This is a genomic window from Micromonospora sp. NPDC049275 (assembly GCF_043197115.1).
In the GTDB taxonomy this organism is placed as follows: Bacteria; Actinomycetota; Actinomycetes; order Mycobacteriales; family Micromonosporaceae; genus Micromonospora.
Map to the genome: position 1 here is coordinate 230,472 of NZ_JBICSN010000007.1, position 17,464 is coordinate 247,935.

Consider the following 17,464-nt stretch of genomic DNA (forward strand, 5'->3'; position numbering starts at 1 on the left):
CCGACCCGGCGGAGTCGGACGAACCTCGATCACTACGGTGCGTAGGATTTGCGCCGTGAACCGCATCGTCCGCCCGGTCTCCGGCACCCTGCTGCGCCGCCTCGCGCTCGCCTCGATCATCGCGAACGTCGGCATCGTCGTCACCGGCGGGGCGGTCCGGCTGACCGCGTCGGGCCTCGGCTGCCCCACCTGGCCCCGGTGCACCGACGACTCGTACGTCACCACCCCCGAGATGGGTGTGTACGGGGTGATCGAGTTCAGCAACCGGCTGCTGACCTTCGCGGTGGGCCTGATCGCGCTGGCCACCGTGCTGGCCGTGCTGGCACACCGGCCGCGCCGCCGCGGGCTGCTGACCCTCGCCGTCGCCGTCTTCCTGGGCATCCCCGCCCAGGCGGTGATCGGTGGCATCACGGTGCTCACCAACCTCAACCCGTGGGTGGTCGGGCTGCACTTCCTCGCCTCGATGGCGGTGATCGCGGCCGCGTACGCCCTCTGGCGGCGGGCCGCCGAACCGGACGGCCCGACGGTCGCGGCGGTGCCCACTCCCCTGCGCACGCTGGCCCGGGTCACCACAGGCGTCGCCGTGGCGGTGCTGGTGATCGGCACCTGGGTCACCGGCAGCGGCCCGCACGCCGGGGACCACGGCGCGGCCCGCAACGGGCTCGACCCGGAGTCGATCTCCCAGGTCCACGCCGACGTCGTCTTCCTGCTGATCGGCCTGTCGGTGGCGTTGATCTTCGCGTTCCGCGCGGTGGGAGCGGCCCGGGCCACCCGGGCCGCAGTCGTCCTGCTCGCGGTGGAGCTGGGTCAGGGGCTCATCGGCTTCGTGCAGTACTTCACCCACGTGCCGGCGATCCTGGTCGGCACGCACATGCTCGGCTCGTGCCTGGTGCTGCTGGCCGCGCTGTCGGTGCAGTGGTCGACAGGCGAACGCCGCCCGGTCACCCCGGCGCCCCGGACCACCGCGGCCGACGTCGAAGCCGTCCCCGTCACCGCCTGACGTCCCGCGCTGCGCGGGCCACCGGTGTGACGTGATCGACTCGGATTCCCGGAAGTCGGTCCATCGGGCGGGTCCGGACACCGCGACTTCACCGAAACCGAGTCGATCACGCCGCCCCGGGGTCAGGCGCGGCGGGCCAGGTGGGTGGCGATCGCGGCGGCGAGGCGGTCGGGTGCGCCGTCGGCGTACCCGATGAAGAGCGACGGCTCGGTCAGCTCCAGTTCGACAAGGACCGGGTCGCCGTCCGGGCCGGGGATCAGGTCGACCCGGGCGTAGAGCAGTTGACGCGTGCCGCCGGGGACCGCGCCGAGGGTCTTCTCGGCGACCGCGAGCTGTTCGGGTCGGGCGGTGCGGGCGCTGATCTCCTCGGCCTTGTAGAGCCCGTCCGGGCCGAGGTCCGGGCCGGTCAACATCGGGCCCTTGCGGATGGCGTGGCTGTACGCGAGCCCGTCCGGGCCGGCCAGGAAGAGCAGCGCGGTCTCGCCCTCGCTGTCGACGGCGCTCAGGTACGGCTGGAGCATCGTCGTCCGGCCGGCGGCGGAGAGCCGGCGAACGTGGGCGGCGGCCAGCTCGCGGTGCTCGGGGTCGGACAGGTCGTACCGGCCGGTGTCCTGACTGCCGGCGCTGACCGAGGGCTTGAGCACGTACTCGCCGGTGTCGGCGGGCGGCGACCAGGTCTGCCCGGGCTCGACCCAGGACGTCGGCACGGTCGGCACCCCGGCGGCGCTCAGCTCGGCCAGGTAGCGCTTGTCGGTGTTCCACCGGACCACGTCGGCCGGGTTCACAAGCGTCGGCACGGTTGCCGCCCAGGCGACGAACTCGTCGCGGCGCAGGGCGTAGTCCCACGGTGAGCGGAGCACGACGAGGTCGTACGAGGACCAGTCGGCGCCCGGGTCGTCCCAGACGACCGCCTCGGCGGCGATCCCCCGGGCGGTGAGCGGGTCGAGGACGAGGCGGTCGTCTGGGTCGAGGTCGACCAGCTCGGCGCAGGTGACGAGAGCGACCCGGGGTTCCCCCCGGGTCGACTGGTGGTGGTTGGTCAATTCAACTGTCTATCTCAACGGGCCATCGTGCGCCGGGCCATCGACCGCCAGAGGTCGTTGCTCGGTCGCATCTGGTCCATCAGTTCACGCTCCCAGGCGTTCTCGACGGTGACTCCCGCCTTGGCGCACGCCTCCCGGGCGGTGACGGTGTCCTCGGCGAACTGGTCGCCCCACTCACCGTCGGCGCCCACGAGGACGATCCGTGCGCCGCGCTTACCGACGTACTCGATGACGGCCTTCGCGCCGCCGTGCTCGGCGGCGAACGACTTGAGGCCCGCGACCAGGCCGTGCGGGGCCTGCTCGCCGGCGGTCTGCTCGGCCGTCAGCGTCGTATCGGAACCTTCTGCCATGACGCGAAGCCTAAGCAGAGTTGCACTCGCGCGGGCGAGAACCATGAACCTTTTGTGATGCCAATTACCTACAGGTTTACCGAAGCCGACAGCCAACCTGCCCGGTTATATCCGGACTTTCCCGTACGAACAACTTGCCCAAATGCCGTAGGACACTGGCAGATTGAGTCGATCCGACTCATGTCGAAAGTTACTCTGATGTGACGTTAAACCCGGACAACTCATCCATGACCATGATTAGTCGGTCGAATTCCATCGGGAGCGCGCGGGAATCCCGCGACGCGCGTCAGATCAGCGCGTCGAGCGCGACGGCCACGAAGACGATCGTCAGGTACGTCGTCGACCAGTGGAACAGCCGCATCGGCTTGACCGCCTCGCCACGCGTCGCCCGACGGCAGAGCCGGTGCGCCTCGACCAGGAAGATGGCGCCCACCACAAGCGTCGGCACCCCGTAGATCGCGCTGAGGCCCAGCGGCCAGACCGCGAGGGAGGTGAGCACGGTGAGCCAGGCGAAGATCAGGATTTCGGCGTTCACCCGGCGGACGGAGGCCACCACGGGCAGCATCGGGATGCCGGCTCGGGCGTAGTCGTCCTTGTACTTCATCGCGAGGGGGTAGAAGTGCGGCATCTGCCAGAAGAAGACCACCGCGAACAGCCCCCAGGCCGCCGGGGCCAGCCCGCCGGTGACCGCCGCCCATCCGATGAGCACCGGAGCGGCCCCGCAGGCGCCTCCCCAGAACGTGTTCGTCGGGGTGGAGCGCTTGAGCCACAGCGTGTAGACGACGTCGTAGTAGACGATCGCGGCCAGGGTCAGCCCGGCGGCGAGCAGGTTGGTGAACGCCGCCATCAGGACGATCGAGATGGCCGCCAGCACCAGACCGAAGACGAGCGCGCTACGCGGCGAAACCGTGTGCGCCGGCAACGGGCGTCGCTTGGTCCGCCGCATCAACTGGTCGATGTCCCGGTCGATGTAGCAGTTGAGCACGCTTGCCGCACCCGCGGCGAGCGAGCCACCGATGAGCACCACGGCCATCAGCCACAGCGACGGCAGGCCCCCGTCGGCGAGCATCATCGCCGGGATGGTGGTGACCAGCAGCAACTCGACGATGCGTGGCTTGGTGAGCGCCACGTACGCCGAGAGGATCGCGCGTACGTCCCGCCGCGCCACCGGACCCTCGGCCGCCCGCGCCGGAGGCTGCCCGGCGGGGTTGCTCGCGGGGCGCTCGGTGATCATGCTCACGGATTGCCACCTTCCGGCATCGGCACGGGGAGATCGAGTCGGCGGGGCCCGCTCGGGGACCGCACACCGACCCACACACTACGCGTTGTCGTTTTGGCTGCCCGGCCGACCCGACAACGGTGCGGGCCGTCACACCACCGGGTTGAACGTCTGGGCGCAGAGTCACGTACCGCACACCATGCGGAGATCCCCGGGCGGACGTTTAGTCGCGCTCGATAGGGTCATCAGTGAGGGTTCCGCCCATCTGCCGAGGAGCACAACCATCGTGGCTGCCAACCGACCCGAGCACTCCGAACTCAACTGGTCCGACCTCGATCGCCGGGCTGTCGACACCGTCCGCGTCCTGGCCATGGATGCCGTCGAGAAATCCGGCAACGGCCACCCGGGCACCGCGATGAGCCTGGCGCCCGCGGCCTATCTTCTCTTCAACCGGGTCATGCGGCACAACCCGGCCGACCCGAACTGGCCCGGCCGGGACAGGTTCGTGCTCTCCGCCGGCCACTCCAGCCTGACCCTCTACATCCAGCTCTTCCTGTCCGGCTACCCGCTGAGCCTGGACGACCTGAAGTCGCTGCGGCAGTGGGGCTCGATGACCCCGGGTCACCCGGAGCACGGCCACACGCCGGGCGTGGAGACCACCACCGGCCCGCTCGGGCAGGGCCTGGGCAACGCGGTCGGCATGGCGATGGCGGCTCGCCGCGAGCGCGGCCTGTTCGACCCGGAGGCCGAGCCGGGCACGTCGGTCTTCGACCACAACATCTGGTGCATCGTCTCCGACGGTGACATCGAGGAGGGCATCAGCCACGAGGCCAGCGCCCTCGCCGGGCACCAGCAGCTGGGCAACCTCACGGTGGTCTACGACGACAACGAGATCTCGATCGAGGACGACACCCGCATCGCCAAGAGCGAGGACGTCGCGGCCCGCTACGAGGCGTACGGCTGGCACGTGCAGACCGTCGACTGGCGCAGCGGGGACGCCGACCAGGGTGACTACCACGAGGACGCCGAGGCGCTGTACCGCGCGCTGGTGGCCGCCAAGGCGGAGACCGGTCGCCCCTCCTTCATCGCCCTGCGCACCATCATCGGCTGGCCCGCCCCCAACAAGCAGAACACCGGCAAGATCCACGGCTCGGCGCTCGGCGCCGACGAGGTGAAGGCCACCAAGCGGATCCTCGACTTCGACCCGGAGCAGACCTTCGAGGTCGACGAGGAGGTGCTCGCGCACGCCCGCAACGTGATGGGCCGCGGCTCCGACGCCGAGCAGCAGTGGACGAGCGCGTTCGACGCCTGGAAGAAGGCCAACCCGGAGCGCACCGCGCTCTACGAGCGGATGGCCGACCGGGTGCTGCCGGACGGCTGGACCGACGCGCTGCCGGTCTTCCCCGCCGACGCCAAGGGTGTCGCCACCCGGGCCGCCTCGGGCAAGGTGCTGGAGGCGCTCGCGCCGGTGCTCCCGGAGCTGTGGGGCGGTTCGGCCGACCTGGCCGAGAGCAACAACACCACGATGAAGGGCGAGCCGTCGTTCATCCCGGCCTCCCACGCCACCAAGGACTTCCCCGGCCACGAGTACGGCCGCACCCTGCACTTCGGCATCCGTGAGCACGCCATGGGCGCGGTCCTCAACGGCATCGCGCTGCACGGCGGCACCCGCCCGTACGGCGGCACGTTCCTGGTCTTCAGTGACTACATGCGCCCGTCCGTGCGGCTGGCCGCGTTGATGAAGCTGCCGGTGACGTACGTCTGGACGCACGACTCGATCGGCCTGGGCGAGGACGGCCCGACCCACCAGCCGGTGGAGCACCTGACCGCGCTGCGCGCCATCCCCGGCCTGGACGTGGTCCGTCCGGCGGACGCCAACGAGACGGCGTGGGCCTGGCGGCAGGCCCTGGTGCACACCGACCGGCCCACCGCGCTGGCGCTGAGCCGCCAGCCGCTGCCGACCCTGGACCGGGACGTCCTGGGCGGCGCGGACGGCGTGGCCAAGGGCGGCTACGTGCTGGCCGAGGCGTCCAACGGCAAGCCCCAGGTGATCATCGTGGGCACCGGCTCCGAGGTGCAGCTCTGCCTGACCGCCCGGGAGCGGCTGGAGGCCGACGGCACCCCGACCCGGGTCGTCTCGATGCCCTGCCAGGAGTGGTTCTACGAGCAGGATGAGGCATACCGGGAGTCGGTGCTCCCGCGCGGGGTAAAGGCACGGGTGAGCGTGGAGGCCGGGATCGCCATGTCCTGGCGCGGCATCGTCGGTGACCTCGGCGAGAGCGTCAGCCTGGAGCACTACGGGGCGAGCGCCCCGCACACCGTGCTCTTCGAGCAGTTCGGGTTCACTCCCGACCGGATCGTGGCGGCGGCACACGCCTCGCTGGCCCGGGTGGGCGACATCACCGGTTTCACGACCGGCAACTGAGGGAGCGTGGACGGCATGACGGACAAGCTGAATGAGCTCACCGCCGCGGGTGTGGCGGTCTGGCTCGATGATCTTTCCCGCGTACGTTTGAGCTCCGGTGGGCTGGACCAGCTCCGCCGTGAGAAGCACGTCGCGGGCGTCACCACCAACCCGACGATCTTCGCGAAGGCGTTGAGCGACGCGGACGAGTACAACTGGCAGCTGCACGACCTCGCCACCCGTGGCGTGGACGTGGAGGAGGCCGTGCGGATGCTCACCACGTACGACGTGCGGTGGGCCTGTGACGTGATGCGCCCGTCGTACGACGGCAGCGAGGGCGTCGACGGCCGGGTCTCCATCGAGGTGGACCCGCGCAGCGCACACGACGCGGACAAGACGCTGGCCGAGGCCAAGGCCCTGTGGTGGCTCGTCGACCGGCCCAACCTCTTCATCAAGATCCCGGCCACCGAGGAGGGCCTGTCGGCGATCACCGACACCCTCGCCGAGGGGATCAGCGTCAACGTGACGCTGATCTTCGGTCTGGACCGCTACTCGGCCGTGATGGAGGCGTTCCTCGCCGGCCTGGAGAAGGCCAAGGCCAACGGTCACGACCTGTCGAAGATCGGCTCGGTGGCGTCCTTCTTCGTCTCCCGCGTCGACTCCGAGGTCGACAAGCGGCTGGAGAAGATCGGCTCCGACGAGGCCAAGGCCCTGAAGGGCAAGGCCGCCGTCGCCAACGCCCAGCTGGCGTACGAGCGCTACACCAAGGTCTTCTCCTCCGACCGCTGGAAGGCGCTCGCCGCCGCCGGCGCGCACCCGCAGCGGCCGCTGTGGGCCTCCACCTCGACGAAGAACCCGGACTACCGGGACGTGATCTACGTGGAGGAGCTGATCGCGCCCGGCACTGTCAACACCATGCCGGAGTCGGTCATCCACGCGTACGCCGATCATGGCGAGACCCGCGGCGACACCGTCACCGGCGCCTACGACGCGGCCCGCAAGGTCTTCGCGGACCTGGAGTCGGTCGGGGTGGACATGGACGACGTGATCGCCACCCTGGAGCGCGAGGGCGTGGAGAAGTTCGAGGCGAGCTGGCAGGAGCTGCTCGACGGCGTCCGCAAGTCGCTGGAGGCGGCGGCGAAGGGCAATGGCGCGCCGAACAAGGCCGCCACGAGCAACGCCAAGGGTGCCGAGAAGGCCGGTGGCGCGTGAGCGAGCCAATCAGCGAGCGAAGTGGAGTGGCCGCATGAGTGACCTTCTCGCAGGACCGGTGGAGGCCGCCGCCGGCCTCGCCGTGTACGGCGCGGACGCGGTCGACAAGTCCGCGCCCGCCTCGACCCGGGAGGCGCTGGTCAAGGCCGGCGTCCCGAGCAAGCTGGCCGCCAAGGACGCGGGCCTGTGGGGTCCGGACGCCGAAGCCGAGGCGAAGGTCCGGCTCGGCTGGGTGGACACCCACCGGCGCAGCCGGGAGTTGCTGGCGCAGTTGGCCGAGCTGAAGGCCGAGCTGGCCGACCTGGACCACGTGGTGCTCGCCGGGATGGGCGGCTCGTCGCTCGCCCCCGAGGTGATCACGCGGACCCTGGGCCGGCCGCTGACCGTGCTGGACACCACCGACCCGGGTCAGGTCCGGGCGGCCCTCGGTGACCGGCTGGAGCGCACCGTGGTGGTGGTCGCCAGCAAGTCCGGCTCGACGGTGGAGACCGACAGCCACCGGCGTGCCTACTGGCAGGCGTTCCTGGACGCCGGGATGACCGAGGCGGAGGCCGGCCGGCACTTCGTCATCGTCACCGACCCGGGTTCGCCGCTGGAGACGACAGCGGCCGAGATGGGCGCGTTCACAGTGCTCGCCGACCCGAACGTGGGCGGCAGGTACTCGGCGCTCACCGCGTTCGGCCTGGTGCCCTCGGCGCTGGCCGGCGTCGAGGTCGCCGAGCTGCTCGACCAGGCCGACGCGCTGGCCGAGTCGCTCGCCGGAGACAGCGACAACCCGGCGCTGGCGTTGGGCGCCGCGCTGGGCGCCGCGGCCACGCTGGCCCGCGACAAGGTCGCCCTGGTGTCCGACGGCACCGGCATCGACGGTCTGGGCGACTGGGCCGAGCAGTTGATCGCCGAGTCGACAGGCAAGGCCGGGGTCGGCATCCTGCCCGTCGTGGTCGAGTCTCCGCAGAGCCCCGGCGCCACCGGCCCGGACGTGTTGACAGTCAGCTACGGCGGCGCGTTGACCGCCGGTGACGTGCCGGGCGGCGGCGCCGACCCGGACGTGGCAGTCAACGGCCCGCTCGGCGCGCAGTTCCTGGCCTGGGAGTACGCCACGGCGGTGGCCGGCGTGGTGCTCGGCATCGACCCGTTCAACCAGCCGAACGTCACCGAGTCCAAGGAGAACACCAACAAGATCCTGGCCTCGGGCCTGCCGGCGGAGACGCCGTCGTTCACCGAGGGCGCGATCGAGGTGTACGCGCCGCAGGGCGCACCCGGTGACCTGGCCGGCGTGCTGCGCTGGCTGCTCGACGGTCTCGGCGACGACGGTTACCTCGCGGTGATGGCGTACCTGGACCGCTTCGCCGACGCCGACGCGGCCCGGCTGCGGCCGCTGCTGGCCGGCGCGTCCGGCCGTCCGGTCACCTTCGGCTGGGGGCCGCGGTTCCTGCACTCCACCGGCCAGTACCACAAGGGCGGCCCGCAGGTGGGCAGCTACCTTCAGGTGACCGGCGCGGTCACCGAGGACCTGGCGGTGCCGGGCAAGCCGTACACCTTCGGTGAGCTGCAGGCGGCACAGGCCGCCGGCGACCGGCAGGCCCTCGCGGGTCGGGAGCGGCCGCTGCTGCGGTTGCACCTGACCGACCGGGCAGCCGGGGTCGCCCAACTACTCGACGCGGCCGGTGAGCTGCGGGCGTGAGGATGGACGACGTGACCCAAGGCGTGAACCCACTGCGTGACCCGCAGGACCGCCGGTTGCCCCGAATCCCCGAGCCGTGCGCTCTGGTGATCTTCGGGGTGACCGGCGACCTGGCCCGCAAGAAGCTGCTGCCCGCGGTCTACGACCTGGCGAACCGAGGGCTGCTGCCGCCCGGTTTCGTGGTGCTCGGCTTCGCCCGCCGCGACTGGGGTGACGGCGACTTCGAGACCCTCGCGTGCGAGGCGGCCCGCAAGCACGCCCGCACCCCGTGGCGGGACGAGGTCTGGGCACGGTTGGCCGGCAACATCAAGTTCGTCGGCGGGTCGTTCGACGACGACGCGGCGTTCGACCAGCTCGCCTCGACGCTTGACGACCTGCGGCAGACCCACGGCATCGCCGGTAACGCGGCGTTCTACTTCTCCATCCCCCCGGCCGCGTTCCCCGTCGTGCTCAAGCAACTGGCGCGCACCGGGATGGCCGACAACGAGAAGTCCGGCGGCTGGCGCCGGGTGGTGGTGGAGAAGCCGTTCGGCAACGACCTGCCGTCGGCGAAGGCGCTCAACGACCTCGTCGACGACGTGTTCACCCGCGAGGACGTCTTCCGGATCGACCACTACCTGGGCAAGGAGACCGTTCAGAACATCCTGGCGCTGCGGTTCGCCAACAACCTGTTCGAGCCGCTGTGGAACTCCAAGTACGTCGACTCGGTGCAGATCACCATGGCCGAGGACGTCGGCATCGGCAGTCGCGCCGGCTTCTACGACACCGTCGGCACCGCCCGCGACGTGTTGCAGAACCACCTGCTGCAACTCCTGGCCCTGGTGGCGATGGAGGAGCCGACCAGCTTCGACGCCGACGAGATCCGCGCCGAGAAGCTGAAGGTGCTCAAGGCGATCACCCTGCCGAAGGACGTGGCCCGGGACACCGTCCGCGGCCAGTACCTGCCCGGCTGGGTGGGCGGCGAACGCGCGGTCGGCTACCGGGAGGAGCAGGACGTTCCCGCCGACTCCACGACGGAGACGTACGTGGCGGTGCGGCTGGGCATCCAGAACCGGCGCTGGGCCGAGGTGCCGTTCTACATCCGGGCCGGCAAGCGGCTGCCCCGGCGGGTCACCGAGGTCGCCATCATGTTCAAGAAGGCGCCGCACCTGCCGTTCAACGACGCCGACATGGAGTCGCTGGGCAACAACCAGCTCGTCATCCGGGTGCAGCCGGACGAGGGCGTGGTGCTCAAGTTCGGCTCGAAGGTGCCCGGCACCACCATGGAGGTCCGCGACATCGCGATGGACTTCCAGTACGGCGAGGCGTTCACGGAGTCCAGCCCCGAGGCGTACGAGCGGCTGGTGCTGGACGTGCTGATCGGGGACCGGACCCTGTTCCCGGACGCGGCAGAGGTCGAGCAGAGCTGGCAGGTGATCGACCCGCTGGAGCACGCCTGGGAGGGCACCACGCCGGAGCCGTACCGCGCCGGTGAGTGGGGGCCGCGGGCGGCCGACGAGATGCTGGCCCGCGAGGGCCGCGCTTGGAGAAGAGCATGATCGGGCTGTGGGACACCACCGGCAACGAGGTGGTCAAGGCGCTGGCCGCCGAGCGGCGCAGCGCCGGTGGTGTGGCCAGCGGCATGGCGCTCACCCTCATCGTGGTGGTGGACGAGAAGCGGGTCCGGGAGGCCGAGGCGGCGGCGACCATCGCCGCCGCCGCCCACCCGTGCCGGCTGGTGGTGGTGGTCCGCTCCGACATCGAGCGGGAACGCAACCGGCTGGACGCGGAGATCGTTGTCGGTGGCCGGCTCGGCCCCTGCGAGGCGGTGGTCACCCGGATGTACGGGCGCCTCGCCCTGCACGCCGAGTCGGTTGTGATGCCGCTGCTGGTGCCGGACGTGCCGGTGGTCACCTGGTGGCACGGCGAGCCGCCGGCGGAGATCGCCACCGACTTCCTCGGGGTGGTCGCCGACCGCAGGATCACCGACTCGGCGCAGGCCGCCGATCCGGTGGAGGCGCTGCGGCAGCGTGCCCGGGACTACGCCCCGGGCGACACGGACCTCGCGTGGACCCGGATCACCCCGTGGCGGACCCTTGTCGCGGGGGCGTTCGACACCGCCAGTGAGCAGGTTGTCGAGGCGACGGTCGTCGCGCCACCGAGCGACCCGACGGCGGCGCTGATGGTCGGTTGGCTGTCCAGCCGGCTCGGCATCACCCCGCACAAGGTGGACACCGACGAGTTCCCCCGGATGCGGGAGGTGCGGTTGAGCTGCGCCAACGGCGACCAGCTGACGCTGACCCGGGAGGACAGCATGGCGGTGTTCCGCCGTACCGGCCAGGACGACAGGGCCCTGCCGCTGGTCCGTCGGCCGCTCGGCGACGAGCTGGCCGAGGAGCTGCGTCGGCTGGACGCCGACCAGGTGTACGCGGAGGCGCTCGGCGCGACCGCCGGCCTGCGGGGTCTGGAACAGCGCCCCCCGCAGCGGGTGCACGTCTGGAAGGATCCGGCCACGGCCCAGCGCGCCGAGGCCGGGGTCACCGCGCACACCGGCACGAGCGGCGAAAGCTGAGCAGCACCACCCGAGGGCCGGGACGCCACGTCCCGGCCCTCACCGCCACCCCGGACGTCGCGTCCGGGCACGACGCGACAGCGACCGCCCAGCGGTCGGGAAGGCACAACCCATGAGTGAGGCGAGTGTCGCCGTCCACGCCGACGCCGACCTGCTGGCGCAGGCCGTGGCGGTCCGGTTGCTGGTGAAGTTGCTCGACGCCCAGGCCGACCGGGGCGAGGCCGCCATGGTGCTCACCGGCGGGCGCATCGCCGCGGCCGTCTACCGGGCGGTGGCGCAGTTGCCGGCCCGCGACGCGGTGGACTGGTCCCGCGTCGACGTGTGGTGGGGTGACGAGCGGTTCCTCCCCGCCGGCGACCCGGAGCGCAACGAGACCCAGGCCCGCGCCGCCCTGCTGGACGTGGTGCCGCTGGACCCGGCCCGGGTGCATCCCATGCCGGCCTCCGACGGCCCGGCCGGCAACGACCCCGAGGCGGCCGCAGCCGCGTACGCCGACGAGTTGGCCCGCGCCGCCCGGCCGGGGCACGCCGCGCTGCCGCACTTCGACGTGCTGATGCTGGGCGTCGGCGAGGACGGGCACGTCGCCTCGGTCTTCCCCGAGCACCCGGTGAACTACGAGACGCGGCCGGTCAGCGCGGTGCGGGGCAGCCCGAAGCCGCCGCCGGTACGGACGACGCTCACCCTGTCGGCCATCAACACGGCCGAGGAGGTCTGGCTGGTGGCCGGCGGCGCGGACAAGGCCCGTGCCGTGGGCATGGCGCTGGCCGGCGCCGGCCCGGTGCAGCTGCCGGCCGCCGGGGTGCACGGTGTGGACCGTACCCGCTGGCTGCTGGACCGCGCGGCGGCCGCCGACGTACCCGCCCGGCTGCGTAGCCTGCGCTGAGCGACGGGGAGGGCCCCGCGTGGGGTCCTCCCCCTAACTTTCGCCCCGGCGACGGCGCAGCGCGGCGAGCGCCTCCGCCAGCAGCGCCTCGCCCTCCTCGGCGGTACGCCGCTCCTTCACGTACGCCAGGTGGCTCTTGTACGGCTCCGCGCGGACCCGCCCGGGCGGGTTCTGCGCGTCCGGTCCGGCGGGCAGCCCGCAGCGGGGGCAGTCCCACAGCGGCGGCGCCGTGGCGTCGGCCGCGATCCTGATGTCGGTCCGGTGGTCGTTGCGACACCAGTAGGTGACGTCCTGTCGGGGTGCGGGTTGGTGCCGCTCGTCCGGGCGCATGGGTGCGGACCCGACGCGGGCGCCGCGGATGACGTTGCCACTGGGCACGGCTGCTCGCTCCTGTCGTCGGAGGGGACCCGCCACCGTCGGGGATGGGTGGCGGGCGACGCGGTGCAGCGGAGAAAGGACTGCGCGCGGCCCGTCGAGTGACGGACCGCGCGCAGATTGTACGACTTAGCGGGCCTGCTCAGGTGCCGCTGTTCATCTGGAGACGGAGCCAGAGCCCCAGCCCGACGATCGCCGCGAACCAGACGACACCCACCAGAACGGTGTAACGGTCCAGGTTCTTCTCGGCCACCGAGGAGCCGGCGAGGCTGGAGCTGACGCCACCGCCGAACATGCTCGACAACCCGCCGCCCTTACCGCGGTGCAGCAGGATGAGCATGGTGAGCAGGATGCTCGTGATGACCAGCAACACGATCAACGTGTATGCGAACCAGATCGGCATGGCTGGGGGCAGTCCTCTCGTAGCGATCCTCGCCCGGACAGGTCGGGCACGGCGGCACCGGCCGGTGGACGGGCGGTGTCCAGGATAGCGAGCGATCAGCGAGCGATGTGCTCGGGGAACCGGCAGATCTGCGCGAATTCTTCCGCGTCCAGGCTGGCGCCGCCCACCAGGCCCCCGTCCACGTCCGGCTGGGCCATGATCGAGGCGACGTTCGACGCCTTGACCGAGCCGCCGTAGAGGACCCGGACGGCGTCGGCGGTCTCCTGGTCGAGGCGCTGCGCCAACCGCTGGCGGACCGCCCCGCAGACCTCCTGGGCGTCCTCCGGCGTCGCGGTCTTGCCGGTGCCGATCGCCCAGACCGGCTCGTACGCGATGACGACCTGGCGCACCTGCTCGGGGGTGAGCCCGGCGAGGCCTCCGTCGAGCTGGTCGGAGCAGTGCGCCACGTGGGTGCCCTGCTCGCGGATGTCCAGCCCCTCCCCCACGCAGAGGATCGGGGTCAGGCCGTGCGTGAGCGCCGCCTTCACCTTCGCGTTGACCACGCCGTCGTCCTCGTGGTGATAGGCCCGCCGCTCGGAGTGGCCGACCACCACGTACGTGCAGCCGAGCTTGGCGAGCATCGCGCCGGAGATGTCCCCGGTGTACGCGCCCGCGGCGTGCGGGGAGAGGTCCTGCCCGCCGTAGCCGATCAGCAGCTTGTCGCCGTCCACAGCCGTCTGCACGGTGCGCAGGTCGGTGAACGGCGGCAGCACTACCGTCTCGACCTCGGTGAGCTGCTTCTCGGTGAGGCTCGCGGCCAGCTTCTGCACGAGCAGGTTGGCCTCGAGGTGGTTGAGGTTCATCTTCCAGTTGCCGGCCATCAGCGGCCGACGGGTCGTGCTCGCCATGCTCAGTTCTCCAGGGCCGCGATGCCGGGGAGGGTCTTGCCCTCCAGGTACTCCAGGGAGGCGCCGCCGCCGGTGGAGATGTGACCGAAGCTCGACTCGTCAAGCCCCAACGCCCGCACCGCAGCGGCGGAGTCGCCGCCACCGACGACGCTGAACGCGTCGGCCTTGGTGATCGCCTCGGCGATACCCCGGGTGCCGGCCGCGAACGCCGCCATCTCGAACACACCCATCGGGCCGTTCCAGAAGATCGTCTTGGCCGGCGACAGGGCGGCGGCGAAGCCGGCGACCGTCTCCGGGCCGACGTCCAGGCCGAGCCGGTGGCTCGGGATGCCGTCGACGCGGACCGTGTCGTGCGCGGCGTCCGGGGCGAACGCGTCCGCGACCACCACGTCGACCGGGAGCATGATCTTGCCCTCGGACCGCTCCAGCAGGTTGCGGCAGGTCTCGACCATGTCCTTCTCCAGCAGCGAGGTGCCCACCTCCAGGCCCTGGGCCTTGAGGAAGGTGAAGCACATCCCGCCGCCGATGAGCAGCCGGTCGACGGTGGGCAGCAGGGCCTCGATCACCGCGAGCTTGTCGGAGACCTTGGACCCGCCGAGCACCACCACGTACGGCCGCTCGGGCTCGCTGGTCAGCTTGGAGAGCACCTCGACCTCGCGCAGCACCAGCCGGCCCGCCACGTGCGGCAGCCGCGCCGGCACGTCGTACACGCTTGCGTGCTTGCGGTGCACGGCGCCGAACGCGTCGTCGACGTACGCGTCGCCGAACGCGGCGAGCTGGTCGGCGAACGCGCCCCGCTCGGCCTCGTCCTTGCTGGTCTCACCGGCGTTGAAACGCAGGTTCTCCAGCAGGGCGACCTGGCCGTCGGCCAGGTCGGCGACAGTGGAGCGGGCCGAGTCGCCGACCGTGTCGGTGGCGAAGTGCACCGGAGCGCCGAGCAGCTCACCGAGCCGGTCGGCGACCGGGCTCAGGCTGAACTGCGGGTCCGGAGCGCCCTTCGGGCGGCCCAGGTGCGAGCAGACGACCACCTTCGCGCCGGCCTCGACCAGCGCGCCGAGCGTCGGCAGCACCGCGCGGATCCGGCCGTCGTCGGTGATGTCACCGGTCTGCTTGTCGAGCGGGACGTTCAGGTCGGCGCGCACCAGCACGCGCCGACCCGACACCCCCTCGGCGAGCAGGTCGTCGAGGGTCCGGATGCTCACAGCGACGAACCGACCAGCTTGACGAGGTCGACGAGCCGGTTGGAGTAGCCCCACTCGTTGTCGTACCAGCCGACGACCTTGACCTGGTTGCCGACCACCTTGGTCAGCGGCGCGTCGAAGATGCACGACGCCGGGTCGGTGACGATGTCGCTGGAGACGATCGGGTCCTCGTTGTAGACCAGGATGCCCTTGAGCGGGCCGTCCGCGGCGGCCTTCAGCGCGGCGTTGACCTCGTCCACGGTGGTCTCGCGACCCACGTTGACGGTGAGGTCGGTGACCGAGCCGGTCGGGATCGGCACCCGCAGCGCGTACCCGTCGAGCTTGCCCTTCAGGTCCGGCAGGACCAGGCCGATGGCCTTCGCCGCGCCGGTCGAGGTCGGGACGATGTTCAGCGCGGCGGCCCGGGCACGACGCAGATCCGAGTGCGGCGCGTCCTGCAGGTTCTGGTCCTGGGTGTACGCGTGGATCGTCGTCATCAGACCGTGCTGGATGCCGAACGTGTCGTGCAGGACCTTCGCCATCGGGGCGAGGCAGTTGGTGGTGCACGAGGCGTTGGAGATGATGGTGTGCTTCGCCGGGTCGTAGGTGTCGTGGTTGACACCCATGACGACGGTGACGTCCTCGTTCTTCGCCGGGGCGGAGATGATGACCTTCTTGGCCCCGCCGTCGACGTGCGCCTTCGCCTTGGTGGCGTCGGTGAAGAAGCCAGTCGACTCGATGACGACGTCGGCGCCGACCTCGCCCCACGGCAGCGCCGACGGGTCCCTCTCGGCGTACGCCTTGATGGTCTTGCCACCGACGGTGATCTCGTCGGCGGTGGCCTTGACCTCGTACGGCAGGCGGCCGAGGATGCTGTCGTACTTGAGCAGGTGGGCGAGCGTGGCGTTGTCGGTCAGGTCGTTCACCGCCACGACCTCGATGTCGGCGTCGGACGCCAGCACTGCCCGGAAGAAGTTACGGCCGATTCGGCCGAAGCCGTTGATGCCAACCCGGATGGTCACAGGTCCCATCTCCTCGCGTTCTGGTCCGCCGGCTGCAGACAACGCGCCGGCGGGAATGGTGTGCGCCGACCGTTGGAGCCGGCCGCTGACGGTTCATCTCGGCCACCCCGCCGCGCGGTCTGAGGACCTGACCGCCCGAGGCGGTGGGCACGGCGAGGAGTGCCGGTGTCGGCCCCCTTGCCGTACGCAGCGACCCTATCCGAGCGCGTGAGACCACGCTGCGCCGGGGCGTGCTCCCGCCGCACCGTACGACCCCACCGTCCTATCAGACCACGAGCATGTCGGGCGTGACGGCCGCTTCGGTATCCGGGATGCCGAGGTCCCGGGCCCGCTTGTCGGCCAGCGCGAGCAGACGCCGGATTCGGCCGGCGATGGCGTCCTTGGTCAGCGGAGGCTCGGCCAACGCCCCCAACTCCTCCAGCGACGCCTGCCGGTGCTCCAGGCGCAGCCTCCCGGCGTCGGTGAGGTGGTTGGGCGCCTCGTCGGCCAGGATCTCCAGCGCCCGGGTCACCCGGGCTGCGGCGGCGACTGCCGCGCGCGCCGAGCGGCGCAGGTTGGCGTCGTCGAAGTTGGCCAGCCGGTTGGCGGTGGCCCGCACCTCGCGGCGGACCCGACGCTCCTCCCAGGCCAGCACGCTGGAGTGCGCGCCGATGCGGGTGAGCAGCGCGGCGATCGCGTCGCCGTCCTTGACCACCACCCGGTCCACCCCGCGCACCTCGCGGTTCTTCGCGGTGATGCCGATCCGTCGGGCCGCGCCGACGAGCGCCAGCGCCGACTCCGGACCGGGGCAGGTGATCTCCAGCGCGCTGGAGCGGCCGGGCTCGGTGAGCGAGCCGTGCGCCATGAACGCGCCCCGCCACGCCGACACCGCGCAGCAGACGTTTGCCGCCACCACGTGCGGGGGCAGCCCGCGCACCGGCCGGCCGCGCACGTCCAGCAGACCGGTCTGCCGCGCGAGCGCCTCACCGTCCTTGACCACGCGGACGATGAAGTGGCTGCCCTTGCGCAGCCCACCGGACGCCAGCACGTGGATCTCGCTGGGGTAGCCGTAGACCTCGGCGATCTCCCGCCGCAACCGGCGCGCGACCGCCCCGGTGTCCAGCTCAGCCTCCACCACCACACGGCCGGAGACGATGTGCAGCCCGCCGGCGAAGCGCAGCAGCGCAGCCATCTCCGCCCGCCGACAGCAGGGCTTGGGCACGTCGACCCGACTCAGCTCGTCCTTGACCGCAGCCGTCATCGCCATTGTG

At 71.4% G+C, this 17,464-nt stretch carries 16 protein-coding genes; 7 read left to right on the forward strand and 9 right to left on the reverse strand.

Annotation, left to right across the window (positions count from 1 at the left end; genetic code table 11):
* Window positions 1-37: 37 nt before the first annotated feature.
* A complete protein-coding gene (locus tag ACGFIE_RS22345; protein ID WP_393297310.1) occupies window positions 38-1,000 on the forward strand; it encodes a heme A synthase in 963 nt (320 codons plus the stop codon).
* Between the two features lie 122 nt (window positions 1,001-1,122).
* Here ACGFIE_RS22345 and ACGFIE_RS22350 read toward each other — a convergent pair whose 3' ends face one another.
* From ACGFIE_RS22350 to ACGFIE_RS22360, 3 genes are all read right to left on the reverse strand, one after another.
* Window positions 1,123-2,043, reverse strand: a complete 921-nt coding sequence (locus ACGFIE_RS22350) for a RimK family alpha-L-glutamate ligase (protein WP_393297313.1) — start codon at window positions 2,041-2,043, stop codon at window positions 1,123-1,125.
* 14 nt (window positions 2,044-2,057) lie between these two features.
* The gene (locus ACGFIE_RS22355) at window positions 2,058-2,393 is read right to left on the reverse strand and encodes a hypothetical protein (protein ID WP_363689649.1); all 336 of its coding nucleotides are present in this window, start codon (window positions 2,391-2,393) and stop codon (window positions 2,058-2,060) included.
* Window positions 2,394-2,679: 286 nt separating this feature from the next.
* Complete coding sequence (locus ACGFIE_RS22360) at window positions 2,680-3,633, reverse strand: heme o synthase (protein ID WP_393297317.1); 954 nt, start codon at window positions 3,631-3,633, stop codon at window positions 2,680-2,682.
* Window positions 3,634-3,898: 265 nt separating this feature from the next.
* Here ACGFIE_RS22360 and tkt point away from each other — a divergent pair, with 265 nt between their 5' ends.
* The 6 genes from tkt (at window position 3,899) to pgl (ending at window position 12,346) form a co-directional block, all read left to right on the forward strand.
* Window positions 3,899-6,037, forward strand: a complete 2,139-nt coding sequence (gene tkt / locus ACGFIE_RS22365) for a transketolase (protein ID WP_393297320.1) — start codon at window positions 3,899-3,901, stop codon at window positions 6,035-6,037.
* Window positions 6,038-6,052: 15 nt separating this feature from the next.
* Complete coding sequence (gene tal, locus ACGFIE_RS22370; protein ID WP_393297323.1) at window positions 6,053-7,228, forward strand: transaldolase; 1,176 nt, start codon at window positions 6,053-6,055, stop codon at window positions 7,226-7,228.
* 34 nt (window positions 7,229-7,262) lie between these two features.
* Window positions 7,263-8,912: a glucose-6-phosphate isomerase gene (locus tag ACGFIE_RS22375; protein ID WP_393297326.1), complete on the forward strand. Its 1,650-nt coding sequence runs from the start codon at window positions 7,263-7,265 to the stop codon at window positions 8,910-8,912.
* A gap of 2 nt (window positions 8,913-8,914) precedes the next feature.
* Window positions 8,915-10,450 carry a glucose-6-phosphate dehydrogenase gene (gene zwf / locus ACGFIE_RS22380; protein WP_393297515.1) on the forward strand — a complete coding sequence of 512 codons (1,536 nt, stop codon included), beginning with the start codon at window positions 8,915-8,917 and terminating at the stop codon, window positions 10,448-10,450.
* Complete coding sequence (locus tag ACGFIE_RS22385; RefSeq protein WP_393297329.1) at window positions 10,447-11,463, forward strand: glucose-6-phosphate dehydrogenase assembly protein OpcA; 1,017 nt, start codon at window positions 10,447-10,449, stop codon at window positions 11,461-11,463. The genes zwf and ACGFIE_RS22385 overlap by 4 nt, the downstream gene beginning before the upstream one ends.
* Window positions 11,464-11,575: 112 nt before the next feature.
* The gene (pgl, locus tag ACGFIE_RS22390; RefSeq protein ID WP_393297332.1) at window positions 11,576-12,346 is read left to right on the forward strand and encodes a 6-phosphogluconolactonase; all 771 of its coding nucleotides are present in this window, start codon (window positions 11,576-11,578) and stop codon (window positions 12,344-12,346) included.
* 33 nt (window positions 12,347-12,379) lie between these two features.
* Here the strand turns inward: pgl and ACGFIE_RS22395 are convergent, their stop codons facing one another.
* The 6 genes from ACGFIE_RS22395 to whiA form a co-directional block, all read right to left on the reverse strand.
* Window positions 12,380-12,724: an RNA polymerase-binding protein RbpA gene (locus ACGFIE_RS22395; RefSeq protein ID WP_007462733.1), complete on the reverse strand. Its 345-nt coding sequence runs from the start codon at window positions 12,722-12,724 to the stop codon at window positions 12,380-12,382.
* A 139-nt stretch (window positions 12,725-12,863) separates the two neighbouring features.
* Window positions 12,864-13,124 (reverse strand): preprotein translocase subunit SecG, encoded by a 261-nt coding sequence (gene secG / locus ACGFIE_RS22400; RefSeq protein ID WP_007462735.1) that lies wholly within the window; start codon window positions 13,122-13,124, stop codon window positions 12,864-12,866.
* Window positions 13,125-13,219: 95 nt separating this feature from the next.
* Window positions 13,220-14,011 (reverse strand): triose-phosphate isomerase, encoded by a 792-nt coding sequence (gene tpiA, locus ACGFIE_RS22405; RefSeq protein WP_393297337.1) that lies wholly within the window; start codon window positions 14,009-14,011, stop codon window positions 13,220-13,222.
* A 2-nt stretch (window positions 14,012-14,013) separates the two neighbouring features.
* Window positions 14,014-15,213 carry a phosphoglycerate kinase gene (locus ACGFIE_RS22410; RefSeq protein WP_393297340.1) on the reverse strand — a complete coding sequence of 400 codons (1,200 nt, stop codon included), beginning with the start codon at window positions 15,211-15,213 and terminating at the stop codon, window positions 14,014-14,016.
* Complete coding sequence (gene gap, locus ACGFIE_RS22415; RefSeq protein WP_363689666.1) at window positions 15,210-16,214, reverse strand: type I glyceraldehyde-3-phosphate dehydrogenase; 1,005 nt, start codon at window positions 16,212-16,214, stop codon at window positions 15,210-15,212. Before gap ends, ACGFIE_RS22410 begins: the two co-directional genes overlap by 4 nt.
* A gap of 265 nt (window positions 16,215-16,479) precedes the next feature.
* A complete protein-coding gene (whiA, locus tag ACGFIE_RS22420) occupies window positions 16,480-17,460 on the reverse strand; it encodes a DNA-binding protein WhiA (RefSeq protein WP_074312802.1) in 981 nt (326 codons plus the stop codon).
* Window positions 17,461-17,464 lie beyond the last annotated feature (4 nt).

Coding starts and splice junctions, on each gene's coding strand:
- tpiA (WP_393297337.1), bottom strand. CDS start 14,011: ATGGCGAGCACGACCCGTCGGCCGCTGATGGCCGGCAACTGGAAGATG.
- ACGFIE_RS22375 (WP_393297326.1), top strand. CDS start 7,263: ATGAGTGACCTTCTCGCAGGACCGGTGGAGGCCGCCGCCGGCCTCGCC.
- tal (WP_393297323.1), top strand. CDS start 6,053: ATGACGGACAAGCTGAATGAGCTCACCGCCGCGGGTGTGGCGGTCTGG.
- zwf (WP_393297515.1), top strand. CDS start 8,915: ATGGACGACGTGACCCAAGGCGTGAACCCACTGCGTGACCCGCAGGAC.
- ACGFIE_RS22355 (WP_363689649.1), bottom strand. CDS start 2,393: ATGGCAGAAGGTTCCGATACGACGCTGACGGCCGAGCAGACCGCCGGC.
- ACGFIE_RS22385 (WP_393297329.1), top strand. CDS start 10,447: ATGATCGGGCTGTGGGACACCACCGGCAACGAGGTGGTCAAGGCGCTG.
- whiA (WP_074312802.1), bottom strand. CDS start 17,460: ATGGCGATGACGGCTGCGGTCAAGGACGAGCTGAGTCGGGTCGACGTG.
- pgl (WP_393297332.1), top strand. CDS start 11,576: ATGAGTGAGGCGAGTGTCGCCGTCCACGCCGACGCCGACCTGCTGGCG.
- secG (WP_007462735.1), bottom strand. CDS start 13,124: ATGCCGATCTGGTTCGCATACACGTTGATCGTGTTGCTGGTCATCACG.